The organism is Psychrobacter sp. A3 (assembly GCF_028823565.1).
In the GTDB taxonomy this organism is placed as follows: Bacteria; Pseudomonadota; Gammaproteobacteria; order Pseudomonadales; family Moraxellaceae; genus Psychrobacter; species Psychrobacter celer.
In genome coordinates, this window is sequence record NZ_JAPEHS010000093.1 from 1 (window position 1) to 9,813 (window position 9,813).

Genomic DNA, 9,813 nt, shown 5'->3' on the forward strand with positions numbered 1-9,813 from the left:
GCGGCTGAAAAAGCTGCCGAAGCCGCCAAAAAAGAGCCGCCCAAATCCCCCACTGACTATGAAGTCAAACGAGGCGACGGCCTGATTAAACTTGCCAGACAGTATAACGTACCGGTGGAAGCGCTGGCTCAGGCAAATAATATGTCACCCTCGACCTCACTGCAGCTGGGTCAGACACTGACTATTCCCTCACGCAAACAAGTACAGCGTCTAGAGCGAGAAGCAGCGGCAGCCGAAAAAGCGCGTGAAGCGCAGCGCAAAAAAGAAGAAGCATTGGCAAAAAAATCAGCAGAGGCCAAACGTGATGCGCAGCAAAAACTGCGTGATGCCCGCCAACAGGTCAAGGAAACCGATGCCAAAGGAAGCTTTGGGGTGCAAGTCGCACTTGCCAATGATCAGGCCAAAGCAGATGAATTGGCCAAAAAGTTTCAGGCAGCAGGGTATCAGGTAAAGACCAGTCCGACCAGTCGCGGTGTCCGCGTCATCGTCGGTCCTGAGCGCGGTAAAGTGGCAGCGCTGGCGCTCAAAGACAAGATTAACAGCGACCCTAAAGTAAACACCACCAGCGCTTGGGTATTATACTGGCGCTAAACCGCGACTAATGTATCGCCACTGGTAGTGAGTGCTAATAGTGAGTACAGACGCCTTCGCTGTTTCGATGATATGAGAAAACACGACACTAGATGTCGTGTTTTTTGTTTTATTGATTGCTCGGCTGGGTAGGTTTCGCTACCATGCTGCGCATTTATTCTGTTTTTGTATCACCTGTCAGCCTAAAAAGGTTGACCTGCCGTGATTATTCAAATACCCAGCTGTGCTTGTGAACCGTCGCAGCTGGAACTTGGGTAATCACTTGTTTATTTTATAAGGTAAAACCATGTCGTTTGGCGTTGTATTTTTAATATTGGCTGTTGGGTTTTTAGGGCTAATTACGTTACCAAAACTATCCTCAAAGCGTCAAAGCACCGAGCCTGAGCCAAAGCCTGTGCGCGGTGATGAGTTGGCCATTTGGCCATTTGCACCGACGCCTATCATGACTGATACTGAGGTGATTTTTTTTAAAAAATTAAAAAACGCCTTGCCCGAGTATCACATATTTGTGCAGGTGCAGCTGTCGCGAATCATTGAAGCCAATAGCGATGAGACCTCCGAGCGTAGCTTTTGGTTTAACCGCATTTGTCGTCAGAGTGTCGATTATGTCATCGTCGATATCGACGCACAGACCACCTTAATGGCTATCGAGCTTGATGATTGGACACATAGCAGCAAATCACGCCAAAAAGCCGATGACAAAAAGGACAAAGCCCTTGCTAGCGCAGGTATCCCTATCGTGCGCTTTCACGCTGAGCGTATGCCAAGCGCGGATATGCTCAGATATGAGCTGATGCAGGTGATTGAGACGTACTGATAATGATGGTTGTTGGTCGTGATTAAAACTGTCCTCTCGGATTGAGGGTGCGGGCTACTCACACTGCCTCGGATAAATGACAATTGGTCTGTCACCTTCAAAATATAGCCCTGTCTTTGGCATGCTCTTCTCTGACCAAGCCTGTGCAAGCGCTCGTCTGGCGTAACGGTCATAAAAGCTGCGTTTGGTAAACCACTCAATATAGTACGCGCGCCGCAGAGTGTCCGTATCGAGCGTCGCAAGACTGACGGCGTCGCGTTAGCCAATCTGGTTTATTAAAGCCATAGATATTGAGCGGCAAAAAGAAGCGGCCTTTGATAATACCGTAGCGTTTGTCGATTTTTACTTGGCCGTGATCAGCGGTATCGACCCACACAGCGCGGAACTGCTTGGTCTGCATGTGGGTCATTTTGCGCTGTAAGTTGTCATTGGAATTGATACCAACCCAGTTTGCAGGCTCAAACGGCGGTGCCCCCATAAAAAACTTGATCGCCAGCTCCCAGTGTTCGGTCAGATTGTCCTGATGATTGTATAAAATCAGATCCAGCTCGCCCGTCGTCTGTTTGCCGTTATACAACTGCACATTGTTAGCAAGCGTCTCGTACGGATGTAATTTGCGCACAAAGCCATCTTCTAGCCAAAATGATAACAATCCCTCAAAGTGAAAACCTAAGCGATTCGGACTAGGCCGTGATAATAGATAACGCGTCAAATCTTGATAAGCGTTAGTGTTATCAAGCTGCTCTAAGCGCTGCTGGTACGCTTGAAACTGCGCTAGCCAAAACTCACTATTATGAACCGCGATGGAATGAGTAATTTGATCTGGCGAGAAGTCGATCCAGTGAGTTAAGATATTAGGACAAGCAAGTACAAACGCCAAATCACGCACATAAGGGCGACGATAAGCTTCCCATGGTGCGGTATGTAGATAAGTAAACGGGCCATGAGCCGTCGGCTCGATCATAGGATAAACCATCATTACAGTGTACGTTTACCCTAGCGGCTCATGTACCAAAAGTCTATAGTCAATCGATGACGTATTATAAGTCTAAAGTGTTTGTCATCAATGAAGCGCTAAGCGCAATTACGAAGGTATCTTTGTAGTATTTGGTAAGAAGTTATTAATTATAAAAAAAGCCAACCATTAATAGCAATGGTTGGCTTTTTCTTTAACTACGATGTTTGGTCGGAACGGCAGGATTTGAACCTGCGACCACCACACCCCCAGTGTGGTGCGCTACCAGACTGCGCTACGCCCCGAATGACTGACTATTTTACGCAAAATTAGGCATATTGCAAGGGCTATTTATCTTGCTACCCATTTGCCCCAAAATTTGACATATCCATAGCCAGTATGATCGCCATATTAGCAGAGCTATCCCAGCAGCTCTTTCAAAATTTGGTTGACTTGCTGCGGGTTAGCGCTACCGCGGCTGGCTTTCATCACTTGCCCGACCAGACCATTAAAGGCTTTTTGCTTACCACCTTTATACTCATCTACCATCGTTTGGTTGTTGGCGATGACCTCTTCGACCATGGCTTTGATAGCGCCAGTGTCCGTTTCTTGTTTTAGGCCCTTTTCTTCGATGATTTTATCTGCTGCATCATCGCCGTCGCCGCCTTCGCGCTCATATAAGGCACTAAAGACTTTTTTGGCCAATTTGCCAGATAGCGTATCGTCTTTGATACGAGCCAGCATACCAGCCAATTGCTTGGCGCTGATAGGGGAGTGGGTGATGTCTTTATCATCTTTGTTGAGGGCACCGAGCAAGTCGCCCATCACCCAGTTGGCTGCCATTTTGGCATCTTGCTGGCCGACTTCTGCCACCACAGCTTCGAAATAATCAGCAAGCTGACGGCTGCCTGTCAATATGCGCGCATCATATTCTGACAGACCAAGTGCTACCTCAAAACGGCCACGGCGAGCCACAGGCAACTCAGGCATGGCAGCACGAATGCTGTCAATCGTATGCTGCTCGATACGGACAGGCAGTAAGTCAGGGTCAGGGAAATAACGATAATCGTTGGCGTCTTCTTTGGTGCGCATGGTGCGGGTTTCATCGCGCTCAGGATCATAGAGCATCGTTGCCTGCACGACTTTGCCGCCGTCTTCGATGGTGTCGATTTGACGTTCGATTTCGCGGTTGATGGCGCGCTCGATAAAACGGAACGAGTTTAGGTTTTTGAGCTCAGTACGGGTACCGAGCTCGCTACCAGGTTTGCGCACAGAGACGTTACAGTCACAGCGGAATGAGCCTTCTGCCATGACCGCATCCGAGATACCCAGCCAAGTGACCAGCTGATGAATGGCCTTGATATAAGCCAGCGCTTCATCCGCTGAGCGCATGTCAGGCTCAGAGACGATTTCGATGAGCGGCGTGCCCGCACGGTTGAGATCGACACCCGTCATGCCATCGACGGCATCGTGGACTGATTTACCCGCGTCTTCTTCTAGGTGCGCGCGGGTGATACCCATCCGTTTTGGGTATTCGTTTTTTTCGCCTTCATTGACCACCACATCGATATAGCCTTTGCCGACGATAGGGTTTGCCATTTGCGTGATTTGATAGCCTTTGGGCAAATCAGGATAAAAGTAGTTTTTGCGATCAAAGGTGTTAAAAAGACCCAGCTCGGCATTGATGCCCATACCGAATTTCAGTGCGCGCTCGACCACGCCAGCGTTGAGTACCGGTAGCACGCCAGGTAAGCCTAAATCGACGATGTTGGCTTGGCTGTTTGGCTCGTGGCCGAAGTCAGTTGGGGAGCTAGAGAAAATTTTACTGTCAGTGTTTAGCTGGCAGTGAATCTCAATGCCGATGACCACTTCGTAACCATCAACAAACAATTCGGGACGAACGCTGTCGTTATGAGCGGTATTCTCAGTCGTAGTAGCTGTGTTCATTATACCATCTCCTTTGCGACGAGTGAGTGTTGTAGATGATGATCGGTATGCTGCTGAAACAGATGAGCGGTCGTTAGCAGCTGACTTTCTTGCCAGTGCTTACCAATTAACTGTAAACCGATCGGCAGACCGTCTGAGGTCAAACCAACGGGCTGACTGAGTGCAGGTAGACCCGCTAGGTTGACTGCGATGGTATACACGTCGCCTAGGTACATGGTCGCAGGGTCGAGGTCTTCTGCCAGCTTATAAGCTGCGGTCGGCGCGGTGGGACTGGCGATGACGTCACAATTGGCAAAAGCATCATCAAAGTCTTTGACAATTAAGCGGCGCACTTTTTGCGCTTTGGTGTAGTAAGCGTCGAAATAGCCTGCCGATAGTGCATAAGTACCAGTGAGGATACGGCGCTGTACTTCAGGGCCAAAGCCTTCAGAGCGTGAGCGCGTGTATAGGTCAATCAGATCTTTTGGTGCTTCACAGCGATAGCCAAAGCGCACGCCATCAAAGCGTGATAGGTTGGAAGACGCTTCGGCAGGGGCGAGCATATAGTAAGTGGCCAACGTGATATCAGGATCGGTGATATTGACCTCGACGATGGTTGCTCCCAGCTCTTCGTATTTTTTGAGTGCGGCACGGGCGGCTTGTTCGACTTCGCGGTCGAGGCCTTTGCTAAAGTATTCTTTGGCGACGCCGATACGTAGTCCTGCAAAGGGTTTGTCGCCTGCAGCGGTCTCTGCATCATGGATGTCTTGTACATAATCTGGCATGTCGTGCTTGATGGAGGTGGCATCGCGCGGATCATGACCGATCATCGGCTGCAGCAGATAGGCACAGTCTTTGGCGCTTTTGCCCATGCTGCCGGCTTGGTCGAGACTTGAGGCATAGGCAATCATGCCAAAGCGTGACACACGGCCATAAGTGGGCTTGATGCCGGTGAGGCCACAAAACGAAGCGGGCTGACGAATCGAGCCGCCCGTATCACTACCGGTCGCCACAGGCACAAAACCGGCGGCGACAGCGGCTGCACTACCACCAGATGAACCGCCAGGGACGCGTTCCAAATTCCATGGGTTTTGTACTGTGCCATAGTAAGAGCTGCTGTTGTCCGAGCCCATTGCAAACTCATCCATATTGAGCTTACCTAGGCTGATCATGCCCGCTTTTTCGATATTGGTCACGATGGTGGCATCATAAGGCGAGACAAAATTGTGTAGCATCTTTGAGCCACAAGTGGTCAGCACGCCTTGGGTACAAAAAATGTCTTTATGCGCCATGGGCACGCCAAGCAGGCGGCGTTTATCGCCTTGGGCGCGCATCTCGTCTGCAGCTTTCGCTTGCGCGCGCGCCGTCTCAGCGGTGTGGGTGATAAAGCTGTTGACCTTAGCGTCTAGGGCATCGATACGTTTGATATAGTGTTCGGTTAATTCTGCGCTGCTAAACTGTTTTTCTTGCAAGCCTGTAATCAGCTGCTCGGTACTTAATAGATGAATCTCAGACATAGGGTGTCGTCCGTCAAAGTGTTAATAGCATAAAATAAGATAAAGCCAATAAAGTCATGCAAGTCGTTATTCAATCACTTGTGGCACCAGATATAGGCCGTCTTCGACTGCTGGTGCGACCGATTGATTGCGCGTGCGATCGATATCATGTTTGGCGACGTCAGCACGCAGCTCTTGGCAGGCTTCATGGATGTTTGATAAAGGCTTTATGCCTGCGGTGTCGACATTGCTTAGCGTGTGCATCAGTTTTAACACTTTGCTGATGTCGTCCGCGTAGCTGCTCGCCGTGCTGTCATCCACGCCCAAACGGGCAAGGTTGGCAACTTCTAAGATTTCTTCACGGCTGACGTTGTTGTCAGACGTTGTTGGTTGCTGTGACATAGTTTCTCCAATGAAGGACAGTTTTGGTTAGTGTTAATTTGGGTGGTGTCAAGACGTGACCACTAAAAATAAGAGGACTGCTAAATAAGATTGTATCTTGAGTTGGCTTATTATAAAGCATCTGGCCTAAGTTTACAGAGCACAGCATTTGATTGATGCATAATATCAACTAAGTTAAAATGATTTACAAAACTGACCGTATAGTTAGTGTTTCATTTTTAAATGCTCACCCATTGTTCGCTGAAATACGTTACAGTATGCACCTGCTACTGAGCAAAATCATCATCTGTCTGTAGCGCCTTGTTAGTTATTGAATTAAATGGTCTTTCATGAAGTCAAATGGTCTTGCTGGCGATTTCAAACTTTGTAACAACTTTTAGCATTTAGGACCAAAATCCTGACTTACTGACGCAAATATCTGTGTTTTTTTCTAGCCAAATCGGTATAATTTGCCTCAGTTTTTTCATTTCATTATTATTGCTTAGGTTTGACTTGTTGCGAGGTTCAATTTTCGCCACAGGTAATGTCTATCGACGACCTGCTCAACACTGACTAGGAACGCCTCAGTCACTCTCATTCGCCTCATTCGCCTCATTTGTAATACGCTGGAAATATTAGTCATGAACCTGTTTGGATTTTTATCAAATAATATCGCTATCGACCTCGGTACTGCGAACACCCTCATTTTTATTCCTAATAAAGGCGTCGTGCTTGACGAGCCTACGGTGGTCGCGCTACGAAGTAATCGTACTCAAAACCCTACCGTCGCCGCTGTTGGTATCGATGCCAAGCAGATGCTAGGTCGTACACCTGCCAACATCACCGCCATTCGTCCACTAAAAGACGGGGTGATTGCAGACTTTGAGGTGACCCAAAAAATGCTAAAGCACTTTATCACTAAGGTAAAAGCCAAGCGTTTTATGGCGGAGCCAAATGTGGTGGTATGTGTGCCATGCAAGTCTACTTTGGTAGAGCGTAAAGCGATACGTGAGGCGGTGTCATCAGCGGGCGCCAATAAAGTATTGCTGCTTGAGGAGCCAATGGCAGCAGCAATCGGTGCTGGCATGCCTGTCCATGAAGCCAGCGGTTCGATGGTAGTGGATATCGGTGGCGGCACCACTGAGATTGCCGTGATTGCATTATCAGGCTGCGTCTATGCCGAGTCGATTCGTATCGGCGGCGATATGTTTGATGAGGCTATTATCACCCACGTACGCCGTACCCATGGCTGCGTCATCGGTGAGACGACGGCTGAGCGTATCAAACAAGAAGTGGGCTCGGCACTGAACGAAGACAGCCAGCTAGAGGTAGAAGTACGTGGTCGTAGCATGGCAGAGGGTGTGCCAAAGACTTTTACCGTCAATTCAGAAGAAGTACAAAAAGCGCTTAGCGATCCATTAAGCGGTATCGTTAGTGCGGTCAAAGCAGCACTCGAGCAAACGCCACCTGAGCTATCATCAGACATCGCTGAGCGCGGTATTGTCTTGACAGGGGGCGGTGCGCTATTACGTGATTTAGACAAGCTTATTTCCAAAGAGACCGGTCTACCAGTGACAGTCGCCGAAGACCCATTGACCTGCGTGAGCCGCGGCGGTGGTATTGCGCTTGATTTTATCAATAACAAAAGCCTAAACATGATTTTTGTCTAAACAGCTTTAGCAGGCGCATGGCTGGGGTGATACTAGTCGTGCGCTGACGATGCCGGTAGAGCGCGTGTCAGTATCCATCATGTTCAAAAGACCCTAATAAGGGTATCGCTTTATAGTGAAGTGAAAAAAGGTGAAAGTAAGGTGGCCTGATGCGCGGCCTGTCATCTCAGTAATAAGTACAAAGTACGCTCAAGCCATGAAAAGCAAGGCCATATCCTTGCTTATTTTAAAATTGCTAATTAGACCTCTTATGATTCCAAGTATTTTTGCCCGTCAGCCGTTATCACTTCGTAAGACTGCCATTGTATTGATAGTCGCTTCGATACTGATGTGGTTTGATAGCAAAAACACAGAGTGGTTTAACCCTGTCCGTAATACCAGCCATGCCGCCATGCAGCCCATCTACCAGCTGTCACTGTTGCCGAGTTATGCTCAGCACTGGGCTAGTGGTAGTTTGCAGTCCAAAGAAGCCTTGCGCCGCGAAAACATGCAGCTAAAATCACAGCTGATCCACGCGCAGGCCAAGCTGCAGCAGCAAGACTATATTTTGGCACAAAACGCTCGCTTGCAAGGCATTTTGTCGACCACCAAGCCTGAGCAGTTTGATCTTAATTTGGCGCAAGTGATTGGTACCGACACCAACTTGCTCAGGCAAATTGTGGTCATCAATAAAGGCGCGCAAGATGGCGTACAGGTGGGTCAGACGGTCATCGACGAAGATGGTATTTTGGGGCAAATCATCAATGTCTATCCCAACACCAGCCGATTGCTACTAATCACCGATGAGCAGCAGTCTGTGGCGGTGACGGTCAAACGTACCGGTCAGCGTGCCATCGTAACAGGCAAAGGCATCCCGACGTCTTTGAGCTTGGATTATGTGTTTAAAACCTCAGATGTGCGGGTGGGGGATGAGCTGGTGTCGTCAGGGTTGGGTGGCCGTATCCCAGCAGGGTATCGCGTTGGCCGTATCGCTCAGATCGAGGACACGCAGGCGGATAACTTTAGAAGCATCGAGGTCACACCCACTGCCAATTTTATTGACAATGCCTATGTACTGATATTGCAAGACAAGCTGATCAATAAAAACAATACCGTCATCAATTAGCTATCGCCTAAGCCTAAGAAGGTATCTCATCGTTTGGCGTTTGCAGCCGCTACGTCTCATTAAGGTAAGTGCTCATGTCGTATCCTGATTCTGAGAATGAAACAGTACTGCTGATTGCTGTCATTATTGTCAGTATCGTCGTGGCCTCATCCCTCAATGTCTATCCATTAAGCCCCAGTATGGCCACCTTGCGACCCATGGTCATGATTATGGTACTGATTTTTTGGCTGTTGTTTCAGCCGCGCTATGTCGGTATCTTTACTGCCTTTACGGTGGGTATCATTGCCGATTTGTTGATGGATACCCATTTAGGTCAGCAAGCCTTTGCTGCTGTGCTGGTCGCTTTTGTTATCAAAGTCACCAGTATTTATGTCAGACAATTAAATACATGGAGCGCGTGGCTACTTGCCAGTTTTAGTTTGCTGATCTTTCAGTTGACGCTGTGGATATTGCAAATGTTTATCCAAAATGTGTTTGTCGCTCAGTCCGCTTTGTCATTAGTCATGAGTATTCTTAGCTGGCCTTTGGTGCTTTTGGTGCTACGTAAGTTTGCGCGTTGATACGTTGATACTGACGCATCCATGAGCGAGTAGATCACCCTATAAGACAAGCGCGCTCACTGTGCGTGCTGCTAGCAAAATACGCCCTCACGAAATGTTAAAACGAATCAACATGACCGTATTTATGACCTTATCTGCAAGCGTTGTCAGCCCACAAGTTTATACAATCAGACAAATTTATATAATAAGAGATGAATAATGGATATTATTTTAGCGTCCGGCTCGCCGCGTCGTCGTGAGCTGTTGTCTAGAGCGCAGCTGGACTTTACGGTCATGAGTGTCGATATCGACGAAACCCCGCATGCCAATGAA

10 protein-coding genes and 1 tRNA gene are annotated in these 9,813 nt (G+C 48.4%); 6 read left to right on the forward strand and 5 right to left on the reverse strand.

Translation table 11 applies throughout. The features are described 5' to 3' along the window. Both NK638_RS10685 and NK638_RS10690 read left to right on the forward strand, forming a co-directional pair. The coding region (locus tag NK638_RS10685) for a LysM peptidoglycan-binding domain-containing protein (protein ID WP_274633013.1) at window positions 1-591 on the forward strand (591 nt) is incomplete at its 5' end. Window positions 592-877: 286 nt separating this feature from the next. Further along, window positions 878-1,408 carry a DUF2726 domain-containing protein gene (locus NK638_RS10690; RefSeq protein ID WP_274633014.1) on the forward strand — a complete coding sequence of 177 codons (531 nt, stop codon included), beginning with the start codon at window positions 878-880 and terminating at the stop codon, window positions 1,406-1,408. Window positions 1,409-1,604: 196 nt separating this feature from the next. On the opposite strand, the gene NK638_RS10695 is transcribed toward NK638_RS10690, so the two are convergent. From NK638_RS10695 to gatC, 5 genes are all read right to left on the reverse strand, one after another. Beyond that, complete coding sequence (locus NK638_RS10695; RefSeq protein ID WP_274633015.1) at window positions 1,605-2,387, reverse strand: DUF1853 family protein; 783 nt, start codon at window positions 2,385-2,387, stop codon at window positions 1,605-1,607. A gap of 204 nt (window positions 2,388-2,591) precedes the next feature. Further along, window positions 2,592-2,668: transfer RNA gene (locus NK638_RS10700), tRNA-Pro, on the reverse strand. Window positions 2,669-2,783: 115 nt separating this feature from the next. Beyond that, entirely contained in the window at window positions 2,784-4,310 is a 1,527-nt protein-coding gene (gene gatB / locus NK638_RS10705) for an Asp-tRNA(Asn)/Glu-tRNA(Gln) amidotransferase subunit GatB (protein WP_274633016.1), read from the reverse strand. Next, on the reverse strand, window positions 4,310-5,806 hold the full coding sequence (gatA, locus tag NK638_RS10710) for an Asp-tRNA(Asn)/Glu-tRNA(Gln) amidotransferase subunit GatA (protein ID WP_274633017.1): 1,497 nt from the start codon (window positions 5,804-5,806) through the stop codon (window positions 4,310-4,312). The genes gatB and gatA overlap by 1 nt, the downstream gene beginning before the upstream one ends. 66 nt (window positions 5,807-5,872) lie before the next feature. Then, window positions 5,873-6,187, reverse strand: a complete 315-nt coding sequence (gatC, locus tag NK638_RS10715; protein ID WP_274633018.1) for an Asp-tRNA(Asn)/Glu-tRNA(Gln) amidotransferase subunit GatC — start codon at window positions 6,185-6,187, stop codon at window positions 5,873-5,875. 611 nt (window positions 6,188-6,798) lie between these two features. On the opposite strand from gatC, the gene NK638_RS10720 reads away from it, so the two are divergent. From NK638_RS10720 to NK638_RS10735, 4 genes are all read left to right on the forward strand, one after another. Beyond that, window positions 6,799-7,836, forward strand: coding sequence for a rod shape-determining protein (locus NK638_RS10720; protein ID WP_075102264.1), 1,038 nt, complete (start codon window positions 6,799-6,801; stop codon window positions 7,834-7,836). 250 nt (window positions 7,837-8,086) lie between these two features. Beyond that, the gene (gene mreC, locus NK638_RS10725) at window positions 8,087-8,941 is read left to right on the forward strand and encodes a rod shape-determining protein MreC (protein ID WP_192994632.1); all 855 of its coding nucleotides are present in this window, start codon (window positions 8,087-8,089) and stop codon (window positions 8,939-8,941) included. Between the two features lie 74 nt (window positions 8,942-9,015). Continuing rightward, entirely contained in the window at window positions 9,016-9,501 is a 486-nt protein-coding gene (gene mreD / locus NK638_RS10730) for a rod shape-determining protein MreD (RefSeq protein WP_075102266.1), read from the forward strand. A gap of 198 nt (window positions 9,502-9,699) precedes the next feature. Beyond that, on the forward strand, window positions 9,700-9,813 hold a 114-nt coding region (locus tag NK638_RS10735; protein WP_274633019.1), incomplete at its 3' end, for a Maf family protein.

What these genes read in the sequence shown, in the direction of transcription:
- NK638_RS10690 (WP_274633014.1), top strand. Translation starts at nt 878, where the DNA reads ATGTCGTTTGGCGTTGTATTTTTAATATTGGCTGTTGGGTTTTTAGGG.
- NK638_RS10695 (WP_274633015.1), bottom strand. Translation starts at nt 2,387, where the DNA reads ATGATGGTTTATCCTATGATCGAGCCGACGGCTCATGGCCCGTTTACT.
- gatB (WP_274633016.1), bottom strand. Translation starts at nt 4,310, where the DNA reads ATGAACACAGCTACTACGACTGAGAATACCGCTCATAACGACAGCGTT.
- gatA (WP_274633017.1), bottom strand. Translation starts at nt 5,806, where the DNA reads ATGTCTGAGATTCATCTATTAAGTACCGAGCAGCTGATTACAGGCTTG.
- gatC (WP_274633018.1), bottom strand. Translation starts at nt 6,187, where the DNA reads ATGTCACAGCAACCAACAACGTCTGACAACAACGTCAGCCGTGAAGAA.
- mreC (WP_192994632.1), top strand. Translation starts at nt 8,087, where the DNA reads ATGATTCCAAGTATTTTTGCCCGTCAGCCGTTATCACTTCGTAAGACT.
- mreD (WP_075102266.1), top strand. Translation starts at nt 9,016, where the DNA reads ATGTCGTATCCTGATTCTGAGAATGAAACAGTACTGCTGATTGCTGTC.